This window comes from Streptomyces sp. NPDC087270, from assembly GCF_044744625.1.
Taxonomy (GTDB): Bacteria; Actinomycetota; Actinomycetes; order Streptomycetales; family Streptomycetaceae; genus Actinacidiphila.
This window is the reverse complement of record NZ_JBIUYR010000001.1, coordinates 262,985-289,075: the sequence shown is the minus strand read 5'-3', so window position 1 is coordinate 289,075 and position 26,091 is coordinate 262,985. Positions and strand designations below refer to the sequence as shown.

General features: G+C 72.7%; 24 protein-coding genes. 11 read left to right on the top strand and 13 right to left on the bottom strand.

Annotated features, from left to right (window positions below; all coding sequences use genetic code 11):
- The first annotated feature begins 95 nt into the window (after positions 1-95).
- Both ACIPAE_RS01225 and ACIPAE_RS01220 read left to right on the top strand, forming a co-directional pair.
- On the top strand, positions 96-758 hold the full coding sequence (locus tag ACIPAE_RS01225; protein ID WP_329364832.1) for a response regulator transcription factor: 663 nt from the start codon (positions 96-98) through the stop codon (positions 756-758).
- Positions 755-2,026: a sensor histidine kinase gene (locus ACIPAE_RS01220; protein ID WP_402442096.1), complete on the top strand. Its 1,272-nt coding sequence runs from the start codon at positions 755-757 to the stop codon at positions 2,024-2,026. Before ACIPAE_RS01225 ends, ACIPAE_RS01220 begins: the two co-directional genes overlap by 4 nt.
- Before the next feature lie 51 nt (positions 2,027-2,077).
- Here ACIPAE_RS01220 and ACIPAE_RS01215 read toward each other — a convergent pair whose 3' ends face one another.
- Positions 2,078-3,553, bottom strand: coding sequence for a polysaccharide pyruvyl transferase family protein (locus ACIPAE_RS01215; protein WP_402442094.1), 1,476 nt, complete (start codon positions 3,551-3,553; stop codon positions 2,078-2,080).
- Between the two features lie 368 nt (positions 3,554-3,921).
- Between ACIPAE_RS01215 and ACIPAE_RS01210 the strand changes: the two genes are divergently transcribed.
- On the top strand, positions 3,922-4,638 hold the full coding sequence (locus ACIPAE_RS01210; protein ID WP_366412441.1) for a type 1 glutamine amidotransferase: 717 nt from the start codon (positions 3,922-3,924) through the stop codon (positions 4,636-4,638).
- A gap of 88 nt (positions 4,639-4,726) precedes the next feature.
- Here ACIPAE_RS01210 and ACIPAE_RS01205 read toward each other — a convergent pair whose 3' ends face one another.
- The 4 genes from ACIPAE_RS01205 to ACIPAE_RS01190 form a co-directional block, all read right to left on the bottom strand.
- Positions 4,727-5,410 carry a hypothetical protein gene (locus ACIPAE_RS01205; RefSeq protein ID WP_329364841.1) on the bottom strand — a complete coding sequence of 228 codons (684 nt, stop codon included), beginning with the start codon at positions 5,408-5,410 and terminating at the stop codon, positions 4,727-4,729.
- A 69-nt stretch (positions 5,411-5,479) separates the two neighbouring features.
- Positions 5,480-6,355, bottom strand: a complete 876-nt coding sequence (locus tag ACIPAE_RS01200; RefSeq protein ID WP_402442093.1) for a carbohydrate ABC transporter permease — start codon at positions 6,353-6,355, stop codon at positions 5,480-5,482.
- Positions 6,356-6,360: 5 nt separating this feature from the next.
- Complete coding sequence (locus ACIPAE_RS01195; protein ID WP_402442091.1) at positions 6,361-7,323, bottom strand: carbohydrate ABC transporter permease; 963 nt, start codon at positions 7,321-7,323, stop codon at positions 6,361-6,363.
- Positions 7,324-7,428: 105 nt separating this feature from the next.
- Positions 7,429-8,775 (bottom strand): sugar ABC transporter substrate-binding protein, encoded by a 1,347-nt coding sequence (locus ACIPAE_RS01190; RefSeq protein WP_366414274.1) that lies wholly within the window; start codon positions 8,773-8,775, stop codon positions 7,429-7,431.
- A 230-nt stretch (positions 8,776-9,005) separates the two neighbouring features.
- Between ACIPAE_RS01190 and ACIPAE_RS01185 the strand changes: the two genes are divergently transcribed.
- Together ACIPAE_RS01185 and ACIPAE_RS01180 are read left to right on the top strand one after the other, a co-directional pair.
- Positions 9,006-10,157, top strand: coding sequence for a right-handed parallel beta-helix repeat-containing protein (locus tag ACIPAE_RS01185; protein ID WP_402442088.1), 1,152 nt, complete (start codon positions 9,006-9,008; stop codon positions 10,155-10,157).
- Positions 10,158-10,359: 202 nt separating this feature from the next.
- A complete protein-coding gene (locus ACIPAE_RS01180; RefSeq protein WP_329364849.1) occupies positions 10,360-11,304 on the top strand; it encodes a 5-dehydro-4-deoxyglucarate dehydratase in 945 nt (314 codons plus the stop codon).
- A 411-nt stretch (positions 11,305-11,715) separates the two neighbouring features.
- Here the strand turns inward: ACIPAE_RS01180 and ACIPAE_RS01175 are convergent, their stop codons facing one another.
- Both ACIPAE_RS01175 and ACIPAE_RS01170 read right to left on the bottom strand, forming a co-directional pair.
- A complete protein-coding gene (locus ACIPAE_RS01175) occupies positions 11,716-12,147 on the bottom strand; it encodes a hypothetical protein (protein WP_402442086.1) in 432 nt (143 codons plus the stop codon).
- A gap of 228 nt (positions 12,148-12,375) precedes the next feature.
- Positions 12,376-13,521: a Gfo/Idh/MocA family protein gene (locus ACIPAE_RS01170; RefSeq protein ID WP_402442085.1), complete on the bottom strand. Its 1,146-nt coding sequence runs from the start codon at positions 13,519-13,521 to the stop codon at positions 12,376-12,378.
- 210 nt (positions 13,522-13,731) lie between these two features.
- Here ACIPAE_RS01170 and ACIPAE_RS01165 point away from each other — a divergent pair, with 210 nt between their 5' ends.
- A complete protein-coding gene (locus ACIPAE_RS01165) occupies positions 13,732-14,739 on the top strand; it encodes a helix-turn-helix transcriptional regulator (protein WP_366414270.1) in 1,008 nt (335 codons plus the stop codon).
- A 147-nt stretch (positions 14,740-14,886) separates the two neighbouring features.
- Positions 14,887-15,123 carry a hypothetical protein gene (locus ACIPAE_RS01160; protein ID WP_366414269.1) on the top strand — a complete coding sequence of 79 codons (237 nt, stop codon included), beginning with the start codon at positions 14,887-14,889 and terminating at the stop codon, positions 15,121-15,123.
- Between the two features lie 130 nt (positions 15,124-15,253).
- Here the strand turns inward: ACIPAE_RS01160 and ACIPAE_RS01155 are convergent, their stop codons facing one another.
- Positions 15,254-15,718: a hypothetical protein gene (locus ACIPAE_RS01155; RefSeq protein WP_328469216.1), complete on the bottom strand. Its 465-nt coding sequence runs from the start codon at positions 15,716-15,718 to the stop codon at positions 15,254-15,256.
- 176 nt (positions 15,719-15,894) lie between these two features.
- Positions 15,895-16,569, bottom strand: a complete 675-nt coding sequence (locus ACIPAE_RS01150) for a pentapeptide repeat-containing protein (RefSeq protein WP_402442082.1) — start codon at positions 16,567-16,569, stop codon at positions 15,895-15,897.
- 199 nt (positions 16,570-16,768) lie between these two features.
- Between ACIPAE_RS01150 and ACIPAE_RS01145 the strand changes: the two genes are divergently transcribed.
- The gene (locus ACIPAE_RS01145; protein ID WP_402442080.1) at positions 16,769-18,310 is read left to right on the top strand and encodes an FtsW/RodA/SpoVE family cell cycle protein; all 1,542 of its coding nucleotides are present in this window, start codon (positions 16,769-16,771) and stop codon (positions 18,308-18,310) included.
- A complete protein-coding gene (locus tag ACIPAE_RS01140; RefSeq protein ID WP_402442078.1) occupies positions 18,307-19,797 on the top strand; it encodes a penicillin-binding transpeptidase domain-containing protein in 1,491 nt (496 codons plus the stop codon). Before ACIPAE_RS01145 ends, ACIPAE_RS01140 begins: the two co-directional genes overlap by 4 nt.
- Here ACIPAE_RS01140 and ACIPAE_RS01135 read toward each other — a convergent pair.
- From ACIPAE_RS01135 to ACIPAE_RS01125, 3 genes are all read right to left on the bottom strand, one after another.
- A complete protein-coding gene (locus tag ACIPAE_RS01135) occupies positions 19,775-20,794 on the bottom strand; it encodes a polysaccharide deacetylase family protein (RefSeq protein WP_402442076.1) in 1,020 nt (339 codons plus the stop codon). The genes ACIPAE_RS01140 and ACIPAE_RS01135 overlap by 23 nt on opposite strands.
- Before the next feature lie 183 nt (positions 20,795-20,977).
- Entirely contained in the window at positions 20,978-22,288 is a 1,311-nt protein-coding gene (locus ACIPAE_RS01130; protein WP_402442074.1) for a CapA family protein, read from the bottom strand.
- A gap of 45 nt (positions 22,289-22,333) precedes the next feature.
- On the bottom strand, positions 22,334-23,461 hold the full coding sequence (locus tag ACIPAE_RS01125; protein ID WP_402442073.1) for a ferritin-like domain-containing protein: 1,128 nt from the start codon (positions 23,459-23,461) through the stop codon (positions 22,334-22,336).
- Positions 23,462-23,709: 248 nt separating this feature from the next.
- Here ACIPAE_RS01125 and ACIPAE_RS01120 point away from each other — a divergent pair, with 248 nt between their 5' ends.
- Positions 23,710-24,600 (top strand): diiron oxygenase, encoded by an 891-nt coding sequence (locus ACIPAE_RS01120; RefSeq protein ID WP_402442072.1) that lies wholly within the window; start codon positions 23,710-23,712, stop codon positions 24,598-24,600.
- A gap of 405 nt (positions 24,601-25,005) precedes the next feature.
- Here the strand turns inward: ACIPAE_RS01120 and ACIPAE_RS01115 are convergent, their stop codons facing one another.
- The gene (locus tag ACIPAE_RS01115) at positions 25,006-25,713 is read right to left on the bottom strand and encodes a TetR/AcrR family transcriptional regulator (protein ID WP_329364866.1); all 708 of its coding nucleotides are present in this window, start codon (positions 25,711-25,713) and stop codon (positions 25,006-25,008) included.
- 103 nt (positions 25,714-25,816) lie between these two features.
- Between ACIPAE_RS01115 and ACIPAE_RS01110 the strand changes: the two genes are divergently transcribed.
- Complete coding sequence (locus ACIPAE_RS01110) at positions 25,817-26,071, top strand: hypothetical protein (RefSeq protein ID WP_328469200.1); 255 nt, start codon at positions 25,817-25,819, stop codon at positions 26,069-26,071.
- Positions 26,072-26,091 lie beyond the last annotated feature (20 nt).

Sequence of the window (26,091 nt, the reverse complement as noted above, 5' to 3'; positions counted from 1 at the left end):
CGCGCTGTCGGCACCGGTTGTACGGCGCGGGCGGTGACGGCGAGGTGACGGCCGCCGTCACCTCGCTGACACCGGGCGGCTGGCATCGTGGACGCATGAGAGTGCTGGTGGTCGAGGACTTCGAGGTGCTGGCGACGGCGCTGGCGACCGGGCTGCGCCGCGAGGGCATGGCGGTGGACGTGGCCCTGGACGGCACGCAGGCGCTGGAACGGCTCGCCGTGACCCGCTACGACGTGGTCGTCCTGGACCGCGACCTGCCCGGGGTGCACGGGGACGAGATCTGCCGGGGGCTGGCGGAGGGGCCGGCGCAGAGCCGGGTGCTGATGCTCACCGCGGCGGCGGCCGTCAGCGACCGGGTGGACGGGCTCGCGCTGGGCGCCGACGACTACCTCCCCAAGCCGTTCGACTTCGCCGAACTGGTCGCTCGGGTAAGGGCGTTGGGCCGCCGCTCGACGCCCGCGCTGCCGCCGGTGCTGGCCGGCGGCGGGGTGCTGCTCGACCCGAACCGCCGCACCGCCTTCCGGGCCGGGCGCCGGCTCGACCTGAGCCCCAAGGAGTTCGCCGTGCTGGAGTGCCTGCTCGGCGCCCGCGGCGCCGCCGTCTCCGCGGAGGAGCTGCTCGACCGGGTCTGGGACGAGGCGGTCGACCCGTTCACCACCACCGTGAAGACCACCGTCCGGCGGCTGCGGTTGAAGCTCGGCGACCCGCCGCTGATCGCGACCGTCCGCGAGGGCGGCTACCGGATCGAGGAGTCGTGAGCGCCGCGCCGGGCGGCCCGCCGCGGCGGGTGACCCGGCTGCTGCCGCGGCCCCGTACCCTCCGGATGCGGCTCGCCGTGCTCTACGGCGCCCTCTTCCTCGCCTCCGGGGTGCTGCTGCTCGCCATTCCGAACCTGTTCGTGGGATCGTCCTCGGCCGTCAAGGCGCCGGGCCCGGACGTGCCGCCGTTTCCGGACGGCTCCAGGCCCGTGCTGCCGATCCTGGGCGGCGGCCGGGCCTCGCTCGCCGAGACGCAGCGCGGGCGGGACATGGACCGGTACGTCACCGGGTCGGTGATCGCGCTGGTGGCGCTGGTGGCGCTGTCGGTGGGGCTGGGCTGGCTGCTGTCCGGGTGGCTGCTGCGGCCGCTGCGCACGATCACCGCGACCGCCGGGGAGATGTCGGCGGCCAGCCTCGGGCGGCGGCTCGCCATCCGCAGCTCGGGCGACGAGTTCACGCAGCTCGGCCGGACTCTGGACGACCTGTTCGCCCGGCTGGAGGCGTCCTTCACCGCGCAGCGGCACTTCGTCGCGAACGCCTCGCACGAGTTGCGCACCCCGCTCGCCGCCGAACGCACCCTGCTCCAGGTCGCGTTGGCCGATCCGGACGCCGACGCGGCGACCCTGCGGGCCGCGTGCGAGCAGGCCCTGCTGCTCGGCGCGCAGCAGGCCCGCCTGATGGAGGCGCTGTTCACGCTGGCCACCGGGGAGCGCGGGGTGCGGCGGCGGGAGGACTTCGACCTCGCCGAGGTCGCGGCGGGGGTGCTGGCCCGCCGGGGCGACGAGGCGGCCGGCCTGCGCATCCGGGTCGAGGCCGCCCTCGACGAGGCCCCGGTCTCCGGTGACCGCGGCCTCGTCGAGATCCTGCTGGACAACCTCGTGGACAACGGACTGCGCCACAACCACCCCGGCGGCGACCTCCGGGTCCGCACCGCCGTCTCCGCCGGCCGCCGCGCCTGCCTCGAAGTCGCCAACTCGGGCCCCGTTGTCCCCGAGGCCGACCTCGATCGCCTCTTCGAGCCCTTCCAGCGGCTGGGCACGCCCCGCACCCGCGCCCGGACGGACGACGCCCACCACGGCCACGGCCTGGGTCTGGCCATCGTCCGCGCCGCCACCACCGCGCACGCCGCCGCCCTCACGGCCACGCCGCACCCCGCCGGCGGCCTCACCGTGCGCGTCGACTTCCCACCCGGGGACGCGGGCGGCCCGGGTGACGCGGGCAACGCGGGCGGCCCGGCCGGCAAGGACGCGCCGGCCGGATCACGCTGACCGGCAGCCGCCGGGGACGGTACGGGTATGGGCCGGGGTCCGCGCTCGGGCTCAGCCGCCGGGCTTCTGCTTGGCCACCCGCCGGCGCAGCGCCGGACCGATCCGGACCAGGGCCCGCCGTTCGATGCCGTTGATCCGCTTCTCGACTGCGGCGACCCGCTTGCGCAGCGCCGCGGCCTCCTTCTCCGCGGTGACGTGCCGCTTCTCCGCGGCGGCGACCCGCTTCTGCAACTCCCGGTTCTTCCTGGCGAGGTCGTTCGCGCGCCGCTCCGCGGCGGCCCGGTCCGTGGCGATCTGCTCGCGCAGCCGGGCGAACCGGTAGCGCAGCGCGCCGTCGTCGGCGCCGTCCCAGAGGCTGACGGACGGCGGGAGTTCGGTGCCGGCCAGCCGGGCGTCGAAGGCCGCGCCCGCGTCGCCGTGGGAGTAGGTGTTCGCCAGGTCGTTGCGGTCGAGGAAGTCGGTGTAGCGGGTGAAGCGCTCCTTGTGGCCGTTGAGCAGCCCGCTGAAGTCGGCCTGTTCGTACAGCTCGGCGGGGTCGGTGTCCGCGGGGACGTCGGTGAGCATCCGGTGCGGCAGGTCGAAGTAGCGGCACAGTTCGAGCGTGCGCGAGTCGTGCGTGAGCACCACCGCGGGGGTGCCGGCCAGCAGCGCGGCGATGTTGCCGTGGATGCGGGTGCCGTACGCGAAGTCGTGGCCCGCCAGTTCGTCGAGCCAGGTCCGGGGGTCCAGCGGGACGCGGACCTTGTCCGCCCGGAACAGCTCGTGGGTGAGCTGGAGCGGGAAGGAGTCGTGCCGGCCGGCCTCGGCCGAGGTGTCGCCCCAGAAGAGCAGTTCGGCGTCGACCAGGTTCTGCGCGTAGTACGTCAGGGCCGGGAAGCGCTCGAAGGCGTACCGGGCGAGGCCGCCGATGTCGCCGACCGGGATCGCGTCCGGTGACAGGTTGATCGCGATCCGCGCGTCCGGGCCGATCGTGCCGGGGTCGGAGGGCACCGGGAAGACGTCGCCGTGCAGGAACATCGACGGGCAGCCGATGATGTCGACCTGGTCGAAGCCGAGGCCGCGCAGGTACGACGCGGTGAGCTCGCCGCGCACCCCGATCGAGGCGGAGCGGTCGAGCACGGCCCGCACGAAGCGCCGCACCGACTCCTCCATCGGCCCGAGCGTTCCGAGGTCGTAGTCCGCGCCGACCTGGGCGCCGACCCCGACCACCACCACGGGGATGGTCAACTGCTCGATCAGCGCGGACAGCCGGTCCAGCGAGGCGCGGAAGCTCGGCCGGAAGGCGTTGGCCAGCGGCACCACGAAGACGTCGTACTCGTCGTTGATCCGCGCGGCCCGCTGCTCCGACGCGTCGGTCCTGATGCCGTTCGAGACCACCTCGGTGTCCGGGGTCAGCAGCATCCGGTGCACCGCGTCGCTGAACAGCAGGTTGCCGGAGTTCGTGCCGAAAAGGTCCTGGTGCAGGAACTCGGCGTGCGTGGCGGCGTGGAAAGGGCTCTTCCCGGACCGGATGAGTATGCGCTTCACGTGCCACCCCTCGCTCTTTCGGACAGGGGACAGCTCTCACCTGGCGCGACGCACGTCCGGGGCCGACCTCCGAGCGGGGACGATACCCCACGGCACTTTGAATTCCTATACGAAATCATGGGGAAGAACAGACGAATCCATGGCGCCTCACAGGGAAATCCTTGGTGCGACAAAGATCGATCCATGAACTGTGCATTACTTGTGCCTCGTCTGTGCGCCCAAGCCGCACGCACCCCCGGCAAAGGGTGCCCGGGAGGCGGGCCGGGGAAGGGCCGGGGAAGGGCCCGGGACGGGGATGAGCTTGGATGGAGGGGAGGCGCAGCACGAAGAGAGCAGCACGAAGAGAGAAGAGAAGGGCGGGTCGCGGGATGGCGGTTACGGCGCTGGTGGTGCAGAACACTCCGACCGGTGGGCCGGGGCGGTGGGAGCGCTGGCTGGACGAGGGCGGGCTGACGCTCGACGTGGTGCGCGGCTACGCGGGAGAGGAACTGCCCGAGCGGCTGCGCCCGCGCCACCAGGCACTGGTGGTGCTCGGCGGCGGCTACCTGCCGGACGACGACGCGCGGGCGCCGTGGCTGGCCCGGACCCGTGAACTGGCGCGCGAGGCAGTGGAGTTCGGGCTGCCGGTGTTCGGGATCTGCCTGGGCGGGCAGTTGCTCGCGCAGGTCGCGGGCGGCGCGGTGCGCGGGGAGCACGGCCAACCGGAGTTCGGCAGCACGCAGTTGACGCTCCGCCAGGAGGCCGCGGACGACCCGCTGTTCGCCGGGCTGCCGGCGCGGCCGCACGCGATCGAGAACCACGTGGACGCGATCACCGCGCTCCCGCCGGGCGCGACCTGGCTCGCCTCCACCGACGGTTGCCCGTACCAGGCGTTCCGGCTGGGCGAGCGCGCGTGGGGCGTGCAGTTCCACCCCGAGGCGGACGCCGAGCGGATCAGCGGGTGGGACACCGACCGGCTGGCCCGGCACGGCGCCGACCGCGACACCCTGCACCGCGCCGCCCTCGCCGCGGACGCGGAGTCCGCGGCGGTCTGGCGCGAGGTGGCGCTGCGCTTCGCCGGGCAGGCGGTGGCCGCGGCGGCGTGACGCGGCGCGAAGCGGCGGCCACCCGGACGCACGCGCGGACACGCGCCCGGACGCACGCGCACGTGCACGCGTCCGGGCGCGCCGCGGACTACCAGCGGGCCTGCTCCGCCAGCGAGCGGGCGAGCGGCGCCACGGACTTCGCCGGCAGCGCGATGTGCCCGGCGTCGTCGTCGACCACGTCCACCATCAGCAGGATGTTCCCCGACGTCGCGGGCAGCGTCACCACCGCGACGTTGCCGGACGGGGTGAGCACCGGCGTACCGGGCTTAGCCGCCAGGCACTTGGCGAAGTACGCCGCCAACCGGGAGTTCGGCAGGTGCGCCCGGGACGCGATCAGCGGAAGCGTCATGGACAGCGCCGGGTCCTTGCCGTCCGCCGGGTCGTCGGTCCGGGTGGCGACCGTGGTCAGATCCGTCTCCTGCGCGCCGATCGTGTAGTTGCAGTAGACGACCACGCCGTGCGCCTTGGCCACCGGCGCCGTCGGATCGGCGCCCTTCTCGGTGTCCGCGCTCACCGCGTCCTTGTCCCGCATGAGCGCCGCGTGCCCGGTCAGCCCGGCGCTCCTGGCGGCCTTGTCCATCCGGTACGGCACCGGGCACGTCGTGGTCTTCCCGGCCGCCACCTCGTCCCCGAGCTTCACCAGCCCGGACGGGTCCAGCTTCTTCCCCGCGCCCGACGACCCGCCGCCGCACCCGGCCGACGCGACCGCCACGGTTCCCAGGACGACCGCCGAGACCGCCATCCGGCCGATCCGGCTCCTCATCGCCGTCACTCCCCCCACTCCCCCCACTCGGCACGATCCGGGGACCGTACCACCCGAGGAGACCTCGGCCGCCGTGGCTCACCCCTTCAACGAGCCGTTGAGCATGCCGCGTTCGAAGAGCCGCTGGAGCCCGAGGTAGACCAGCACGCTCGGGATCATCAGCATCAGCGACGCCGCCATCCGCACCCCCTCGCCCTGCTCCTGGCTGGAGGACAGGCTCGTGACGACCAGGGTCATCGTGTACATGTGCGGGGTGGAGGCGACCAGCAGCGGCAGCAGGTACTGGTCCCAGATCATCAGGAAGCCGAACACCGCGCAGGTGCCCAGCGCGGGCCGGCACAGCGGCAGGATGATCTGGAAGAAGATCCGCAGGTCCCGGGCGCCGTCGACGCGGGCGGCCTCCTCCAGTTCGGTCGGGATGGTCTTCATGAACCCGGTGAGCACGTAGATCGGCAGCGCCCAGCCGACCACCGGAAGGATCAGCCCCGAGTACGAGTCGAGCAGGTCGCTGCCGCCCAGCGGGTCGGGGACCTTGCCGAGCACCAGGTAGAGCGGGATCGCGATGACCTCTTCCGGCATCATCATGGTGGCGAGGATCGCCAGCAGCACCACGGCCTGGCCGCGGAACTTCTTGCGGGCCAGCGCGTACGCCGCGAAGGCGCTCACCGTGACCTGGAGGAAGAGCCCGACGCCGGTGACGATCACCGAGTTGAGCAGCCCCCGGCCGACCCCGAACCGGAAGGCGGTGCGGATGTTGGCGAGGGTGAAGTGCCCGGGGAAGAGGGCCATCTGGCCGGTCTTGAGGGTGGTGCCGCTGAAGACGGTGGCGACCATCGTCCACAGCGGCATCACGAAGACGAAGAGCACCGCGGCGTAGAGCACGACACGGACCGCGGTGCGGGTCCACGCCTTGCTGGGCATCCGCAGGCCCAGCGCGGTGGTGGGGGCGCTCATGCCGCTCATGCCTCCTTGCGCCTGCGCCACCACAAGGTGAGGCAGGTCAGCAGGACGGTGACCAGGAACAGCACGGTGGACACGGCCGAGGCCATCCCCAACTGGTTGTTCTGGATGCCCTGTTTGTAGGTGTAGGTGACGATGGTCTCGGTGGAGCCGGCCGGGCCGCCGCCGGTCAGGACATAGATCTCGGTGAAGACCCGCAGCCCCCGGATGATGCCGAGGGTGAGCACGATGGTGGTCACCGGGCGCAGCGACGGCAGCGTGACGTGCCGCAGCCGGTGCCACGCGCCGGCCCCGTCGATCGCCGCGGCCTCGTACAACTGCCGGTCGATGCCGGCCAGTCCGGCGACGAAGATGACCATGTCGTACGGGGCGCTCTTCCACACCTGGATCAGCATCACCGAGGCGAGCGAGGAGTGCGGTGAGGACAGGAACGGCTCGGGGCCCAGGCCGACATGGCCGAGCAGGGAGTTGAGGGTGCCGTAGCCGCCGGGGTAGAGGATGGTGTTCCACAGTTCGGCGACGGCCACCATCGCGGTGACCACCGGCAGGAACGCGGCCGTGCGCAGGATGCGCAGATGCCGGGCCGGGCCTTCGAGCAGCAGCGCGAGCCCGAAGCCGAGCAGCGCCGAGGCGGCCACCGTGACCAGCGCGTCCAGGACGGTGTGCTCGACCGCCGAGCGCAGCGCCGCGTCGTGGAAGGCGGTGCTGAAGTTGTCCCAGCCGACCCACCTGTTGCCCAGGTAGGGACGCACCTCGAAGAAGCTGAGGTACATCCCCCACAGCGTCGGCCAGAACTTGAAGACGCCGAAGAGGACCAGTACGGGCGCCAGGTAGAGCCAGGGGGTGGCCACCCGCGGCCACCTGGGCAGGGCGCGCGGCGCGGAGGGGTTGCGGTTGCCGGCCGGGAACCGGGGGCGGCCGCTGCGCGGGCTGCCTCCGGGCCGGTCCTTGGTCAGGGCCATGTGTCGTCTGCCGTCTTCTTCTGCCGTCGTCTTCTGCCGTCGTCTGCTACGGGCATCGGTGCCGCGGGCGTCCGCTGCTTCGGGGTACCGGCGGGCGGGCACCGGCTACTTCTTGAGCAGCGACCGGTACTGGGAGTCGAGCGAGGCCAGCGTCTTGCCGGGGTCGCCGCAACCGGACAGCATCTTGTTGAGGCTCTCCGAGGCGTCGCTGCGGTAGGTCTCCCAACCGGGGGCGCTCACCGGCTCGTAGGTGGAGCTCTTCGCGTAGACCTGCTGGGCGACCTGCCAGCGCGGGTCGCCCGCGTGCACGGTCGCCGGATCGACGGTGGTGTTGATCGGCAGCCGCACGATGGTGGACGTGGGCACGCCGGTCATCCCGGTCTTCTGCGCCTCGGGCGAGACCATGTACGAGGCGAGCGCGTCGAAGTCGGCGGCGCGCTTGGAGCCGGCCATCGCGTAGACGGTGGTGCCCTCGGCGAGGCTGCCGGTGCCCTTGGGCCCGGCCGGCGGGGCGACCACGTCGTACTTCCCCTTGACGGCGGTGGCGTCCATGGTCGCGTAGGCGTAGGGGCCGGTGAGGTACATGCCGGCCACGCCGGTCTGGAACGCCTTGTTGGTGTCGGTGGTCAGGTTGTTGAGCGCGCCGGGCTGGACCACCTTGTCGGTGCAGTACAGCTTCTCCAGGAACTGCGCGGCCCGCACCGCCTGCGGCGAGTCGACGACCGAGCGAAAGCCGCCGCTGCCGGTGGGCTCCAGGAAGTTGCCGCCGGCCTGGTAGAGGAAGTTCGACCAGAACCAGGAGAGGTAGCCGCGCTGGGTGGAGCCGGGCACGGCCAGGCCGTAGGTGTCGTTCTTGCCGTTGCCGTCGGGGTCCTGGGTGGTGAACGCCTCGGCGACCTTCTCCAGGTCGGCCCAGGTCTTCGGCGGCTGCATGCCGACCTTCTTCAGCCAGTCGCTGCGCACCAGCAGGACGTTGGCCTGCGCGGAGAACGGCACGCCGTAGGTCTTGCCCTGGTCGTCCGCCACGGACTTCCACGCGGCGCCGCTCACCTGGGACGCGCCGCTGATCTTCGCCTGGTCGACCTCGGTGATGATGCCCTGGCTCTTGAACGCGCCGAGTTGGGAGCCGTCGTCTATCACCACGTCGGGCAGCTTGTGGGCGGCGGCGGCCGCGTTGAGCTTGGTCTCGAAGTCGGTGTTGGTCATGAAGAGCTGGACCTTCACGCCGGTCTTCCTGGTGTAGCCGTCGAAGACCATCTGGTAGGCCTTCTGCGAGTCGCCCGCGCCGCGCACCCAGACCTTCAACGGGCCCGACGCCGAGCCGCCGCCGGACCCCCCGCCGCACGCGGTGAGCGCGGTGGAGGCGGTGACGAGGGTGATCGCGAGGGCCGCCATCGGAAGGGCTCGTCGCCGGCGGATGCTGCCTGTGGTGCTGGTACGGGGCGCGCTCATCGTCCACTCCGTTCATGTACTGGAATCATGTCCACATCCAGGAATAGCCGGGACCCTAGGGCGAGGCGGCGGCGCGGTCAAGGGTTCCGACACGTTTGCGCAGCCCTCTTGACGCGGACGGACAGTCACCCTAGCTTCACCAGACGTCGCAATGGTTCAGTATTGCGACTTGAATTCATGCACATGAACTCGATCGCGCCGGCACGCCATCGATCCGGGAGGCACCCCACATGCCCGACCGACCCCTGCTCACCACCGCGTTGGCCGCGCTCGCCGCTACCGGCGGGCTCGTCGCGGCGGGCGGCAGCGCGTACGCGACCGCGGCCGACGCCGCCCGCCCCGCCGCCTCGTCCCACGCCGTGTCCCACGCCGCGACGGTCTCCGTGTCCACCTCCGACCAGCTCGTGGCGGCCCTCGCCGCGGCGGCGCCGGGCGACACCATCCAGCTCGCCGACGGCTCGTACACCGGCAAGTTCGTCGCCACCACGGCGGGCACCTCGTCGAAGCCGATCACCCTGGTCGGCAGCGCCAAAGCGGTCCTGCACAGCTCGGAGTACACCGGCCCGTCCGCGGTCGCCACGAACGCGCGGGCGGCGTCCCCCACCGCCGCCCGCGCCGCATCCGCCGCCACCCCGGCCTCGTCCTGCCCGACCGGCGGCACCGGCTACGGCCTGTACCTCGACGGCGCCGCCTACTGGCACCTCACCGGCTTCACCGTCGACACCGCGAGCAAGGGCATCGTCATGGACGCCGCCCCGCACGTGACCATCGACGGCGTCGAGGTGCGCAACATCGGCGACGAGGGCGTCCACTTCCGCAAGGGCAGCTCCGACGGCGTGATCGAGAACTCCTACGTCCACGACACCGGCCAGAACCAGCCCGGCTACGGCGAGGGCGTCTACATCGGCTCGGCGAAGAGCAACTGGGCCTGCTACGCGGGCTCCAGCGGCGTGGACGCCTCCGACGACGTGCAGGTGCTGAAGAACCGGATCGGCCCGAACGTCGCCGCCGAGGGCCTGGACATCAAGGAGGGCACCAAGAACGGCGTGGTCAGCGGCAACACCTTCGACGGCACCGGCGAGCAGAACGAGAACTCCGCCGACTCCACGATCGACGCCAAGGGGGACGGCTACCGGATCGACGGCAACAAGGTCTCCCACCCCTACCTCGACGGCTTCCAGACCCACACCGCGCAGTCGCCCTACGGCTGCGGCAACACCTTCGCCGGCAACACCTTCTCCGTCACCGCCTCCGACGGCTACGGCATCAACGTCACGAACAACAAGAAGTGCGCCGACGACGACCAGAACGTCGTCTACGACTCCAACACCTCCAGCGGCGGCAAGGGCCTGACCGACATCACGGTCACCCCGAGCAGCTGACCCCCACTCCTCCTCCCGGCGAGGACCCGTCCGCCGGGAGGAGGAGCACGCACCCACGGGCACCGGCCGAAGCCGCCGGGCGCAGCTCCGGGAGCGAGACCGCGCGGGCGGCCACCCGCCCGCCGCGAGGTCCGGCACCGCGGGTGGAGCGGCCGCCCGCACGGTCCCCGAGCCCACCTTTGAACCGCAAGGAGCCAACGACGTGTCCCTCTTCCACGGCGTGCTGTTCTTCCCCGTCACCCCCTTCACCCCCACCGGGCAGGTCGCCCCCGACCTGCTGGCGCGCCACGTCCGCGCCGGCCTGGACGCCGGCGCCGGCGGCGTCTTCGTGGCCTGCGGCACCGGCGAGTTCCACGCGCTGGAGCCCGAGGAGTACGCCCTGGCGGTACGCGCCGCGGTCGAGGCCACCGGCGGGCGGGTGCCGGTCTACGCGGGCGCCGGCGGCCCGCTCCCGCTGGCCCGCGCCTTCGCCCGCGCGGCGCGCGCCGCCGGCGCGGACGGCCTGCTGCTGATGCCGCCGTACCTGGTGCGCTCCCCCGCGGCCGGCCTGGTCCGCTACGTCGAGCAGGTCGCGGCGGCGACCGACCTGCCGGTGATCGTCTACCACCGCGGCACCGCCGTCCTCGACCCCGCCTCGGCCGCCGAAGTCGCCCTGCTGCCGCGGGTCGTGGGCATCAAGGACGGCTACGGCGACCTGGAGCTGATGGCGCGGATCGTGACCTCGGTCCGGCAGGCGCTGCGCGAGCGGGGCGAGGGCAAGCCGTTCCGGTTCTTCAACGGCCTGCCCACCGCCGAGGTCTCGGTGCCCGCCTACCGGGAGATCGGCGTGGAGCTGTACTCCTCGGCGGTGTTCTGCTTCGCACCCGACATCTCGACCGCCTTCCACCGGGCGGTGGAGAGCGGCGACGGCGACCTCGTCGAGGGACTGCTGGCCACCTTCTTCCGCCCGCTGGTGGCGCTGCGCGACCGGGTGCCCGGCTACGCGGTCGCCCTGGTCAAGGCGGGAGTACGCCAGGGCGGTCTGGACGTCGGCGGGGTGCGCCCGCCCCTGCTCGACCCGGCCGAGCCGGACCTCGCCGAACTCGCCCGGATCACCGCGGCCGGGCGCGCGCTGGCCGCCGCCCAGCCCGCCCGCGCCCGGCGGTGAGCACGGCGAACGGTTGCGCGGGCGGTGCCGAGCGCGCCATCGCGGCGCTGTCGAGCCATCTTTGAGCCAGGATGAAAAGCACCGCCTGTCCGGTTTACCTCCGTTGACGACGACAGCTTCGAAGTCCAGGATGGGGCCTGCATGTTGATCGTCGCGCGCGGGTCGCGCCCGACGACTGGCGACGGCCCACAGGACCGGCCGGGCCGGCGACTCCCCCCGTGGTCGCCGGCCCGGCTGCCGTCTTTTTCGGTGATGCCGCGAATTCGCCACGCCGAATGGCCGTGCTTCGCCACACCACCCGCCGAAGACGCGTAACGTAGGACCTGCGTGGCGGCCCCCATCCCCCCCCGGGGCCGTCACCGCATCGTTCGGCGGCCCCGGGTTTCCCCGGGGCCGCCGTTTTGTGCGCGCTCAGTGCCCGAACAGATGCCGCGCGTGGTGCCGTGGACGGGATGGCGCGTCGACCCGGTGCGAGCCCTCGCCGGTGCCGGCCGCGGCCGTCCCGGCCCCGGCGGGCGCGCCCGCCGCCGCGTCCTCGTCGCCGACCCGCGCCGCCAGCGTGTCCCGTTCGCGGGCGGTGGCGGCCGCGTCACGCCGGATGGCACGGTTCCTGCGCGCCTTGCGGCGGTGCAGCAGCCCACCGGTCATCGCCATCATGCAGCCGAGGCCGAAGATCAGGGCCAGCGCGAGTCCGGCGCAGAAGATCGCGAGCACGTTCATGGACGCGATGTGGTGACCGAGGATGCTCACGTCGTAGTGCGGGCCGCCCGAGATGTTGTCCGCGATCGCGAGTCCGACGAACGCCGCGGTGCAGGCGAGGAGCAGAAGTCCCAGGATCAGCATGTGCCGTCACCTCCGTGTGAAGGAGCTCCTGCCCGGCGAGTACCCCGAACCCGGATCTCCACGCGCCCCGCGGGGCAGCCCGGCCACGGGATCGCCCGCGCACGGCCCCAGGTCAGCCCGGCCACGGGATCGCCGCGCACCCCGCCTCGGGGCAGCCCGGCCACGGGATCGCCTCACGCGCCGCCTCAGGCCAGCCCGGCCACAAGGGCCGCCGCACCCCGCCTCAGGTCAGCTCAACCGCAGGGCCGCCTCACGCACCGCCCGGGCGTCCTGGCGCACATCCGCCAGACCGGGCAGCGCGGTGTCCCCCTCCCCGCTCAGCTGCCGCGCCCAGGCCATGAGCTGCCGCCGGAACCCGGTGTGCCCGGGCTCCGCGGTGTGAACGCGGCGCTCGGCCAGCCCGCGCCCGGCGTCCCAGCTCTCGACGGTGAGCGTGGCCGCTTCGTCGCGCGCCCACGGCGAGGGCAGCGTGAGGGTGGCCACGCCGTCCTCCGCGGTGAACTCCAGCACCTCCCGATAGCGGCGGTGCTTGGGCAGCCGTTGATGGGTCATGTCGACCAGCAGCGCGTCGTCGGGGCGCCAACGGCAGCTCACGCCGGCGCCCCCGGCCCACAGATCGGCGTGCAGCAGCGATCCGTACAGCTCCCGGCCGCTGCCGGCCAGCGCCGCGTGCACCAGGTTCACCTGGTGGATCAGCGATCCGCCGAGCCCGCGGGCGTACGCCTCCCGCTGCGCGCCGGTGGACCCCGGGCCGAGCGCGCGGGCCAGCGCCTCCCGGGCCGGCGGCGGCTGCGGGCCGAAGGGCGGCGGGTCGTACGGCACCAGGTGCGCGACCTGGTGCGGCGCGTTCGGGTCGTGGATGTCCACGGTGAAGCGGCGGGCTTGGTCGAGGCGGTCGCGGCAGTGGTCGACGAAGAGCCGCACCACCGGGTCGTGCCGCTTCATGTAGCCGGCCGCGACCGGCAGTCCGGTGCGCCGCTCGGCCGCGGCCAGCTCGTCGATCTCCGCCGGGTCCAGGCTCACCGGCTTCTCGCACAGCACCGGCAGCCCGGCGGCCAGGCACTCCGCGACCACCTCGCGGTGCGTCCACCACGGTGTGCACACCAGCGCGCCCCGCGCCCCGGCCCGCACCGCCTCCTCGGCCGACCCGCACACCGGGACCCCGCCGAACCCGGAGTGCCGCAGCGCGCCGACGTGCCGCGGGTCGGTCTCCACGACGGCGGCCAGCCGCAGCTCCCCCGGCAGGTCCCGCACCTCCCGCAGATGCGCGGCGTGCGCGACCTTCCCCGCGCCGACGAGCACCACGGGCACCGGCCGTCCCGCCGACCGGCTCCGCGCCGGAAGGGGGCCGTCGGAAAGGCCCGGCTCTGCCATCGGGAACCTCTTTCTGCCGTCCATCGGAAAGGTGGCGTTCGGCGGTCGTGTGATCGATTATGGGGTGGTGCGCCGTCGGCCGACAAAGGAAGGCCGAAGCAGCGCCTCTGGCACCTGACGTATCCATTGCTAAAGTCGCTACGGGCGTCGACTCGGCAACCGCGCGAGCCCGCCGGGGCAACACAGGGTGTGAAGTGAGGGGGAGCGGACGTGGCCGGTGTGGCACGACGTGGGGACGCGGACGCGGCCGGTATCGGACTCGCGATATACCGGGCGCTGCTGGCCAACGGCTCTTGCGAGCGCGAGACGGTCAACGCGAGCCTGGGCCTGGCCGACGAGGAGGCCGCGGCCGGCTGGCGCGAGCTGGACGACCTCGGGCTGGTGCGGCCGAGCTGGCGGCCGGGCAAGACGGACTCCGTCGAACCCGACACGGCGCTCATGGGGCTGCTGGCCAGGCAGCGCGAGACCCTCCTCGCGCAGCGTGATGAGCTGACCGCCGTGGTCAAGGCGGCCGAGACGCTGATGGAGCGGTACCGCCCCATGGTGACCAGGGAGCCCGCCGACGTCGAGGTGGAGGTACTCAGCGGGCCGGCCCGCCGCCGGGAGTTCGTCCGTGATTTCGGCGCGACGGTTTCGGAAGTCGTCTCTTCCATGCATCCGGGTCCGCTGCCCCCACCGGAATTCCTGGAGAGCTCGCTCGATTCCGACCGGGCGTTCATCGAGAAGAACATCCGGGTACGCGCCCTTTACGGCCAGAGCGTGAATTCCGGCCCCCGGCAACGGAAATACCTGAGTGATCTGGCGGCGCTCGGCGCGGAAGTCCGGCTCATTCCCCAGGTGCCGTTCGACCTTCTGGTGGCCGACGAACACACCGCGCTCACCCGGGCCGAACCCTCCGACCCGGACGGCCCCGCGGTGGTCATCCGCGGGCCGGTCCTGGTCCGCTCCTACCTGGCCGTGTACGAGGACTGCTGGCTGCGCGCCGTGCCACACACGGCCAAGACGTCGACCAACCCGGACGACGAGCACGAACTGACCGAGCAGCACCGCACCACCCTGCGCCTGCTCGCGAACGGCCTGACCGATGAGCGCATCGCAAGGAAACTGGGGGTATCCCTGCGCACAGTGAGTCGCCTGGTGTCAGAGGTGATGCGCTATCTTGATGCGGAGAGCCGATTCCAGGCCGGTGTACTTGCGGCTACCAATGACCTCATCTGAATGTGCGCGTACGCGCCATGGCGTACTTTCGCACCATCGGAACGTGGTGCTCCACTTGGCGGCATTGGCATCCTGGAGCAGGCTCATGCGCATTTGAGCTCAGGAACCACTTCAGGCTACCCCCGGCCTTGACTGCTAAGGAATCCGATGTCGCGTAAATGGCTCAGGGCCCACGCGCCCGCCGTCGCTGCATTGGCGCTCGCACTCGGCTCCATCGGCGGCACCGGTGTCGCCGTCGCCGCTGGTGCTCCCCCCGTGACTCCGCCAGCCGTCAGCACCCCGCACACCGCCGCGGTACAGTCCGCGACCCTCACGTCGAGCGACTCCGACAGCGGCACCGGCCAGCGGGTGTTCACTCCCACCATCTGGTACCCGCCGGCCTAGAGCTCCGATCGTCTCCCGCAGCCCCCGCGCTGTACGGCCCGAGATGGTTCACGGGCCGTACAGCGCTTCCTGCGTGTGGGGGGCCGCGGTGATGGGGGGACGGCTCCGCAGGAAGTCTCGGGCTGGGGGTTCAGCAGGCGCCGATGCCGGTGGGCACGGCGGGGAAGCTGGGGAAGCGCAGTATCCGCAGGGCTTCGCGGAGTACCGCGTCTATGTCCGTGGCGGCGTCGTCGGCGGCCGGGTGTACGGCCAGCCAACCCAGATGCCGGCGCAGGAATGCGGCGAGGGCCGGTACCGTCCGCAGGGGGAGGCGAACGGTCCGGCCCTCGACAATCAGATCGGCCCAGGAGGCGAGAGTGCCTCGTACAGCGGCGCGCGCCTCGACAGCCGGCCCGTTCAGGGGGATGCCGGGCCGGGCAGTGCCGGTCTCTCGGTCGCCGGAGTCCGGCGCCGGTACGAGCGCGACCTCCAACTCGCCGTATACCCGGGGAAGCAAGGCGAGTTGCCGATCCAGCCGCTCCTGGCAGGGCACGCACAGCGCCGGGTCCGTCTCGACACACAGATGGTGTGCGCTCCGGAACTCGATCTCCTGCACTGAGTCGTTCCCTTCTCGCCGGGGGCGGTAAGAAGAGCGAACCAGGAAGCGGGTGATCCGGACAATGCCCGCCGACCGGCCGGAATCCGCAATGGCGCGATCGCGCAACAGAGCACCTGTCAAGGCAGTCACCAGGGGTGGCGGAACACGTGTCCCGGGACGCCTGTTGCGGCCGGTCAGCGGTCCTTCACGGTGATGCCGAGAGTCTGCGCCAGGGCGGGTGCGAGGTCCAGCAGTTGCCCCGAACTGATCACCGCGCCGCGCAGGCTCTCGTACCCGTCGGCGAGGTCGATGCCGACGGCGCCGCGCAGGTCGGTCCGCTTCAGTTCGGCGCGGCCGAGGCGGGCCTGCTCCAACCGGCTGCCGGGGAAGGCCACCCCGTCCAGCCGGGCCTCGCCGAGATCGACGTCGCGCAGCACGCAGTCCTCGAAGACCACGTCGTGCAGCCGGGCCGCGCGCAGGTTCACCGAGTCGAGCTTGCAGCGGCGGAAGACCACCCGGCGCAGCACCGAGCCGAACGCCTCGACCCCGGCCAGCGAGCAGCCGATCAGCGCGGAGTCCAGCCAGTTGCTCTCGGCGAGCGAGACGCCGGTCAGCCGGCTGCCGGACGCCCACAGGTCGTTCATCCGGGCGCCGCGCAGGTCGGTCTCGGCGAAGGAGCAGTCGGTGACGGCCGATTCCAGGAAGCGGGACCCGGTGGCGCGGCTGCGGGCGGGGAAGTCGATCCGGTCGAAGTGCACGGTGTCGTAGTCGCCCTCGACCTCCAGCGGACCGGTGTGCGGGCGCAGCAGCTCGGCGTAGGGCAGGTCGGCGAGGTCGTCGGGGGCGTCGGGGGCGTCTGCGGGGGTCATGGCGGCCACCCTAGGGCCGGGCACCGACAGCGGGAGGGCGGGCGCCGGGCGGGTCAGGCGGCAGGCACCGGGCGGACGCGGGGGCCGGCGGCAGGCGGGCGCCGGGCGGGTCAGGCGGCAGGCGCCGGGCGGGCGCGGCACGGGGCACGGCATCCGACTTAACGGACATAGCGGTCGCCGGTTGCTAGCGTGACGGCCCATGAGCGCAACGTCGGCGACCGCTCCTCCCCCGCCCGGGCCGCCGCGCCCGGTGCCCCCGCACGGCGCCGCGCGGCCGCGCCCGGCCGCCCGCCGCGGGGTGGAGCTGTGCCTGCTGGTCGCGGCGGTGGGCATCTCGGTCTACGGCTACGCGGAGGTGGGGCTGGCCCGCAGCGGCGCGGTGCCCAAGGACGCGCTGGCATACGGCGGCGGGCTGGGCGGGCTCGCGCTGCTGGCCCATGTGGCGGTGCGGGCGCGGGCCCGGTACGCCGATCCGCTGCTGCTGCCGATCGCGGTGCTCCTCAACGGCCTGGGCCTGGTGCTGGTCTACCGGCTGGACCTGGAGCCGGTGCTCGGCCCGCGGGCGGCGCCGGCCCAACTGGTGTGGTCCTCGCTGGGGGTGGGCCTGTTCGCGGTCGCGGTGCTGGCGCTGCGCGACCACCGGGTGCTGGCGAGGTACACGTACGTGAGCGTGACCGCGGCCCTGGCGCTGCTGGTCATGCCGATCGCGTTCCCCGCGGTGAACGGGGCGCGGATCTGGATCAGGGCGGCCGGGTTCTCCATCCAGCCGGGCGAGTTCGCGAAGGTGCTGCTGGCGATCTTCTTCGCGGGCTACCTGGCGGCGAACCGCGCGGCGCTGGCGTACGCCGGGCGCCCGTTGCCGGTCGCGGGCCGGCTGAAGGGGCTGCGGCGGCTGCAGTTGCCGACCGGGCGGGTACTGGGGCCGGTGATCGCGGTGTGGCTGGCGAGCGTCGGCGTCCTGGTGCTGGAGCGCGACCTGGGCACCTCGCTGCTCTTCTTCGGCCTGTTCGTGGTGATGCTGTACGTGGCGACCGGGCGGACCGGCTGGACGGCGGTGGGGCTGCTGCTGGCGGCGGCCGGCGCGGCCGCCGTGGGCGGGACCGAACCGCACGTGCACGCGCGGGTGCGGGACTGGCTGCACCCGTTCGCGTCGATCGCCGCCGGGCAGGGCCCGAGCCAGCTCGCCCAGTCGCTGTTCGCCTTCGGCAACGGCGGGGCGCTGGGCACCGGGCTCGGCCAGGGCTCCTCGTACCTGGTGGGGTTCGCCGCGAAGTCGGACTTCGTGCTGGCCACCGCGGGCGAGGAGTTGGGGCTCGCCGGGCTGTGCGCGCTGCTGGGGCTGTACGCGCTGCTGGTGGCCCGGGGGTTCGCGGCGGCGCTGGCCACCCGCGACCCGTTCGGGCGGCTGCTGGCGGCGGGCCTGGCGTCGATCCTGGCGCTCCAGGTGTTCGTGGTCACCGGCGGGGTGATGGACCTGATCCCGCTGACCGGCATGGCGATGCCGTTCCTGGCGCAGGGCGGCTCGTCGGTGGTGGCCAACTGGCTGATCGTGGCGCTGCTGGTACGGATCAGCGACCGGGCCCGCCGCCCGGAGCCCGAACAGCCCGCGCCGACCGGAACGACCGGAGCAGCCGGAACGGCCGGAACGGCCGGCCCCGACACCCCGCCGCCCGCGAGGCCAAGGAACCCGGAAACCCCGGGGAACACGGGGAACCCGGAAAGCACGGGGAGCACGGCGTGAACCGCTGCGTGCGGCACGCCGCCGCCTTCTGCTTCCTGCTGCTGCTCGCGCTGCTCGCCAACGCCACCCGGGTGCAGCTCGTCGAGGCCGGCGGCCACGCCGCGAACCCCGCCAACCGGCGCGCCGACATCGCGCTGTACGCCCGGCCGCGCGGCGACATCCTCGCCGGCACCCGCACGGTCACTGGATCGCGGTCCACCAGCGGCCAGTTGAGGTACATCCGCACCTACGCCGACGGCCCGCTGTACGCGCCGGTCACCGGCTTCGCGTCGCAGACCTACGGCGCCACCCTGCTGGAGGGCACCGAGAACGGCCTGCTGGACGGCACCTCCCCCGCGCTTCACGAGCAGCCGCTGTGGCGGGAGATCACCCGCGCCCGGCAGCGCGGCGGCGACGTGCACACCACGATCGACCCGGCCGCGCAGCAGGCCGCGTACGACGGGCTGGCCGGGCGCAGGGGCGCGGTGGCCGCACTCGACCCGGCCACCGGGCGCATCCTCGCGCTGGTCTCCTCGCCGTCCTACGACCCGGGTCTGCTGTCGGGTGCGGGCCCTTCGGTGACGGCGGCCTGGAAGCGGCTCAACGCCGACCCCGAACAGCCGATGCTGGACCGGGCGATCCGGCAGACCTACCCGCCCGGTTCGACGTTCAAGGTGGTCACGGCGGCGGCCGCGCTGGCCGGCGGCGAGGTCACCGACCTGCGCGCGCCGACCGACTCGCCCGACCCGTACCGGCTGCCCGGCACGGATGTCGCGCTGACCAACGAGGGCCCGGGCTGCCGCGACGCCAGCGTGTACGACGCCTTCCGCTACTCGTGCAACACGGTGTTCGCGAAGCTCGGCGCGGACCTGGGCGCCCAGGACGTGGTGGCGCAGGCGGAGCTGTTCGGCTTCAACGACAACGAGTTGCGCGTCCCACCGAGCGTCGCGAAGAGCAACGTGGACACCACGATGAGTCCGGACCAGGTGGCGCTCTCCTCGATCGGGCAGTACGACACCACCGCCACGCCGCTCCAGATGGCCATGGTGGCGGCCGCGGTCGGCGACGGCGGGCGGCTGATGGCGCCCTACCTGGTGGACCGGGTCACCAACCACGCCGGGACCACCGTGTCCGAGACCCGGCCGCACACCCTGCACCAGGCGGTCGGCACGCGGACGGCGGCGGCGCTGCAGCAGTTGATGGAGGCGGTGGTCAACGACGGCACCGGGACCAACGCGGCGATCCCGGGCGCGGTGGTCGGCGGGAAGACCGGCACCGCGCAGCACGGCCTGGCCAACGCCGGTACGCCGTACGCCTGGTTCCTGTCCTACGCCAAACCGCCCGGCAGCGGCCGGGCCGCGGTGGCGGTCGCGGTGGTGGTGGAGGACGCGGACGCGGTGCGGGCGGACATCTCCGGCGGCGGCAACGCGGCGCCGATCGCCCGCGCGGTGATGGAGGCGGTGCTCAAGGAGCCTGCGGCGGGGGTCAGTTCACCTGCGGGAAGCTGAACGCGTAGCCCTGGCTCTGCAACCAGGTCAGGGTCTGGTCGAGCGCGGCCACGGTCTGCGAGCGGTCGCCGCCACCGTCGTGGAAGAGGATGGTCGGGCCGTTGCCGATCTCGTACTTGACGGTGCTGACGATGGTGCCGACGCCCTTGCGTTCGTAGTCCTTGGTGTCGATGTTCCAGCCGAGCGGGCGCAGGCCGTGCTGGGCGGCGAAGGCGCGGCTGGCCGGGGTGAAGGCGCCGCCGGGGGCGCGGTAGTAGTACACCCGGGCGCCGCCGGACGCCTGCTCGATCATGTTCAGCGCGTCCAGGATCTCCGACTCCTGGTAGGCGACCGGCTTCTTGTCCATGCCCTCGTCGTGGTGGACGGTGTGGTCGCACAGCCGGTGGCCGGCGGCGACGACCGCGCGGACCGTGGCGGGGTTGTCACGGGCCTGCGGGCCGATCATGCAGAAGGTGGCGTGCACGTGGTGCTTCTTCAGCACGGCCAGCACCTTCGGCGTCCAGAACGGGTCGGGCCCGTCGTCGATGGTGATGTTGACGGCTTTGCCGGGGGTCTCGGCGGCGTGCACGATCGAGTCGGGCACGAGCGGGTAGTGGTGGCCGGGAGCCGTCGAGTGGCCGCCCTTGCCGCCGGAGCCGCCGCCGGTCTTGCCGGTGCCCGCGGTGCCGGTGGAGCCGGAATGCGCGGAGTTCTGCGGGGCCTTCGGGTCGTCGGCGGCGGAGGAGTGCTTGCCGGAACCGGGCGCGACGATCGCGGTGACGACGGCGGCGAGTACCACGACGGCGACGGCCAGCGCGATCGCGACCACCTGCGGGGCGGACTTCGCCCGCGAGCGCTGCGGCGGCCCGCTGTTCCAGCCGGGGCCGCCGTTCCACTCGGGTCCGCCGTTCCAGCCGCCGTCGTTCCCGTAGGGGCCGCTGTTCCCGTCGGAGCCGCCCGCCCCGTTCCCGCCCGGTTCGTACGGCGGCTGCTCCGGTATCCGTCCCCGTGCCGTCATGTGTACCCCGCCCGCTTTCCGTCTCGCTCGGCTCCTTGGCGCGACCGGGTCGCCGCCCGGTCCGCGATCGGATAGATGCCGTCACCCACCGTACGGTTCCGCGCCCGAGCGGCAGCACCGGCACCGTTACAGAACCCGGACCAATACCCACGGACCGGGTGCCGCCGGGACGGTGACCTCGCACTACCCGCCGGGCGGGGCGGTGAGGCCGGAGCAGCGCCGCAACTGCCCGTAGCGGTCGGTGATCCCGGCGGCTGCCGCACCGGTCTGCGGCTGCGGCACCCCGTCACCGCCGACGGTCCCGGGGGTGAAGCGCGCCCCGGTGACCTTGCCGGCGCGGGTGACGGTGATCGTGGTCACGCCGGTGTCGTCGGAGTGCGGGTAGGGCGAGGAGCCGTACCAGAGGAAGTTGCCGAAGCCGTAGGCGACATAGGTGGGGCCGAGCATGCCGGAGCCGAGCATCACATGGGCGTGGGTGCCGACCACGGCGGTGGCACCGGCCGCGGACAGGTCGGCGGCGATCGACTTCTGGTCGGCGACCGGGCAGCTCTCGCCCTCGATGCCCCAGTGCAGGTAGACCACCACCACGTCGGCGTGCGCCTTCGCGGCGCGGACGGCGGCCAGCAGTCGCGGCCGGTCCAGCGCGGAGGCGATGCCGGGGGTGGCGGGACCGGCCCGGAAGTCGGAGTTGGTGATGTCGTAGACCTGGCTGGCGGCCAGCACCGCCAGCCGCACGCCGTGCACGGTCTCGGTGTACGGGCGGTACGCCTCGGCCTGGTTCGCGCCGATGCCGATCACCGGGATCGGTGAGGCGTGCTTGGCGGCCACGGAGTCGGCCAGGCCCTGCGGGCCGTAGTCCACGGCGTGGTTGTTGGCCATGGTGACCGCGTCGACGCCGGAGTCGTGCAGCGCGGTGAGGGCGGCGGGGCTGGTGCGGAAGTGGTAGATCTTCGCCTGCGGGGTGCCGCGGGTGGTGATCGCGGACTCCAGGTTGACCATCGAGAAGTCGGCGGCGGCCAGTTGCGCGGACATCGGGCCGAGCGCGGGGTCGACGGTGAGCCGGCCGGCGGTGCGGCCGGTGAAGTGGACGTCGCCGGCGAAGGCGAGGGTGAGGGTGCCGTCGGTTCCGGTACCCGTGTGGTTGCCGCCGCGCGCCGAGGGTGCGGCGGAGGTGCCCTGGCCGGCCGCGGCGGGCTCCCCGGACGGACCGCTCCCGGTGCCGGACCTCGCGGCGGCCTGCCCGCCACCGGCTCCGTGCACCAGGTACAGCGTGCCGGTGACGGCGGCCAGCAGCCCGGCGAGGCCGAGCGCCGCGTTCCGGCGCCGCACCGCCCGCCGGGCCCGGGCCCGGCGGGCGGTGCGGCGCCGGTCGGACCGGGCGCCGGGCGGCGGCGTCCGGTCCTCGCCGTGCTGCGGGCTCTCCCCCTGCGCGTGGGGCGGGGTGCGCCTGGTGGCACGGCGCCCGGGGCGCGATGATCTCGGACCAGCATTCATCACATAAACATACGATTAGCGCGTCCGTGATCATGACGGGGGCCGCTATGTCCGGGGCGCGGCCCCGGCCGGTTCACCGCCCTGGGCGATGGCGTCCGTCACCTCGGCGACCCGGGCGGCCTCCTCGGCCGCGAACCGCTCCGCGTCCAGTTGCTCGGCGATCTCCTCGTCCTGACTCATCAGCAGGTCCAGGTTGGAGTCGCCCAGGTCGAAGACGCCCAGGTCCACGTACGCCTTCTGGAGCCGCGGCCCCCACAGCCCGATGTCCTTCACGCACGGCACGATCCGGCTGAAGAGCAGCTTCCGGAACAGGTGCAGGAACTCCGACTGCTCGGTCATCTCGACCGCCTCGGCCTGCGGGATGCCGAAGTTCGCCAGCACCTCGGTGCCGCGCAGCCGGTCCCGCATCAGGTAGCAGCCCTCGATGACGAACTCCTCGCGCTCGCGCAGTTCGGCGTCGGACAGCTGCTTGTAGTAGTCCCGCAGCGCCATCCGGCCGAACGCGACGTGCCGCGCCTCGTCCTGCATCACGTAGGCGAGGATCTGCTTGGGCAGCGGCTTGTCCGTGGTGTCGCGGATCATCCCGAACGCGGCTAGCGCCAGCCCCTCGATCAGCACCTGCATGCCGAGGTACGGCATGTCCCAGCGGGAGTCGCGCAGGGTGTCGCCCAGCAGCGCCTGGAGGTTGTCGTTGATCGGGTAGAGCATCCCGACCTTCTCGTGCAGGAACCGGCCGTAGATCTCGGCGTGCCGGGCCTCGTCCATGGTCTGGGTGGCCGAGTAGAACTTCGCGTCCAGGTCGGGCACCGACTCCACGATGCGCGCCGCGCAGACCATCGCGCCCTGCTCGCCGTGCAGGAACTGGCTGAACTGCCAGGAGGTGTAGTGCTGCCGCAGCAGCCCGCGGTCGCGCTCGCTCATCGCGTCCCAGTACCGGGTGCCGTACAGCGTCATCGCCTCGTCGGGCGTGCCGAGCGGGTCGTACGGGTCGACCTCCAGGTCCCAGTCGATCCGGCGCACCGCGTCCCACTGCTTGTCCTTGCCCTTCTGGTACAGGGCGAGCAGGCGGTCGCGGCCGTCGTCGTACTCCCACGAGAAGCGGGCGGCGCCCTGGGCCGGGACCTGCCAGGTCCACTCTTTGGGCGGCTGCGTGTAGAGACCTTCCGTCGACATCGACACACTCCGATCGGGCGGCTGCTGGTGTCCGCGCCCTCGCTCGCGGCGACGGCCGGACCGGACCGGCCGGTCCGGGTCGGTTCGGTCCGGGTCGGTTCGGTCCGGGTCGGTCCGGGTCGGTCTGCTCCGGTCCGCGCGGTCCGACTCGCCACCGTTGCCGCGCGAGGGCTTGACGGGCTTGTTGACACAGAGTCTCATAAGAACCGTACCCCAGGTAACCCTCATGCGGCGGAGGCCGGTTGACCATGGACGCGACCCTCATCGACCGGGAGAAGACGGCGGAGCGGCTGCTGTCGGCCTCGGCGAAGCACTCCTTCGACCCTGACATCGAGCTGGACTGGGAGGCGCCGTTCGAGGACGGCGCCTGGTTCTGGCCGCCCGAGCTGGTCTCGCTCTACGACACCCCGTTGTGGCGGCGGATGCCGCAGGAGCAGCGGTTGGCGCTGTCCCGGCACGAGGCGTCGTCGCTGTGCGCGTCGGGCGTGTGGTTCGAGACGATCCTCATGCAACTGCTGCTCCGGCACACGTATTCGCTCGATCCGACGAGTGCGCATGTGCGCTACGCGCTCACCGAGATCGCGGACGAGTGCCGGCACTCCAAGATGTTCGCTCGGGCGGTGACGAAGTTCGGGACGCCGGTGTACGGGCCGAGCAGGTTGGATCATTCGCTCGGGCGGGTGCTCAAGACGTTCTCGACCACGCCGGGGTCGTTCACCGGGACGTTGCTGGCGGAGGAGATTCTGGACTGGATGCAGCGGTTGACGTTTCCGGACGAGCGGGTGCAGACGTTTGTGCGGGGTGTGACGCGGATTCATGTGGTGGAGGAGGCGCGGCATATCCGGTACGCGCGGGAGGAGTTGCGGCGGCAGATGGTGACCGCGCCGCGGTGGGAGGTCGGGCTGACGCGGGCGATGTCGGCGGAGGCGGCGCGGGTGATCGCGCGGTCGTTGATCAGTCCGAAGGTGTATGCGAATGTCGGGCTTGAGCCGGCGGAGGCGGTGGCGGCGGTGCGGGAGAGTGGGCACCGTCAGGAGATGATGCGGCACTCGGCGAAGAGGTTGATGGACTTCTTCGAGGAGATCGGGTTGTTGCGGGGGGCTTCGAAGCCGTTGTGGAAGGCTTCGGGGTTGCTGTAGGTCCTGGTGCGGTCGCTGGGGCTGCGGCGGCGGGGTTCGAGACTGCATATTTACGGCGCCTGCGGGGTTTTCGTGACTTTGCCGTACTCCTCGCGCCACAAATATACGAACGTCTCGAACCCCGCCCCCTTCGCCCCCGCTCCGGTCCGTCCTCGCTCCCGCTATGGGTGCCGCATGGGGTGGGGGGTGGGGGCGTGGGGGGGTGGGGTGGGTGGGGTGCCTTGCGGGTTGCGGGTGGGGGGTGCCGTGACCGCTGGGGTGGGGGGTGCCCTGCGGGCTGCGGGTGGGGGGGGTGCCCTGCGGGCTGCGGGTGGGGGGGGTGCCGTGCCGGCTCGGGTGGGGGGGCCGTGACCGCTGGGGTGGGGTGCCTTGCGGGCTGCGGGTGGGGGGCCTTGGGGGTGGGGGTCAGGGGGTGAAGAGGGTGGTGACTCGGGTGAGGAGTTGGTGGCCTGGGCTGGTGGGGGTTTCTTGGGAGAGGGCGAGGGCGGCTGCCTGGGCTGCTTCCGGTTCGGTGACGGCGGTGGCGACGAGGAGGGCGGTGAAGTGGTCGACCAGCCAGCCGCGGAGTTCGGGGAGTGGGGGTTGTTTGCCGTTGTCGAGCCAGAGCAGGGACACGGCTTCGACGGAGGCGATCCAGGAGCGGACCATCATGGACAGGCGGATGCCGGGTTCGGTGACGCCGAGGTGGAGGAGGACCTGTTCGGCGGCGCGGCGGCGTACGCCGTCGACGATGGCGTCGGTGCGGCTGGTGCCCACGACGCTGCCGCCGCGCAGGAGGGCGCCGTAGGCGGCGTCGTGTTCGTCGACGTAGGCGAGGTAGCGGTCGAGGGCGTCGGCGAGGCGCTGGGTGGGCGGGCCTTCGGCGGGGACGCCGAAGCGGCCGATGAGTTCGTCGGCGGCGCCGAGGACGGCGGCCTCGTAGAGCTGCTGCTTGCCGCCGGGGAAGTAGCGGTAGACGAGCGGGCGGGAGACGCCCGCGGCCGCGGCGACGTCCTCGACGGAGACGTCCTCGGGGCGGCGGTGCCCGAAGAGGTCGAGCGCCGCCGCGAGCAGCTGCTCGCGGCGTTGCTCCACGCTCATCCGGCGGTAGGCGGGCACCGCGCTGCTGCTCATACCCGGCAGCCTAACGACCCGATCCGCTCGCCATCGCGTCCCAGGTCGTAACGACCTGCGTTGCCTGTCGTGGGTCCGCCGGTGGTCGTGGGAGTGTGGGGCCGTGCGACACGAGAAGACCGAGTTCGTCGGTGGGCCGCTGGACGGTCGGGTGCTGGAGGTCATGGTGGGGATGACCGGGCAGCCCCCGCTGGACTACCGGGTGCCCGTGCCCGCTCCTGAGGGCGGCCCGGAGAAGGTGCACGTGTACCACCGGGAGCGCGGCGAGGGCCGTGGCAGCCGGTGGGTGTTCGTGTACGACCCGGAGGGCAGCCCGCATCCGAACCGGCCCAAGTGGCCGTGGTCGAAGCGGCGGTGAGGGCCGGCGGGGGGAAGTGG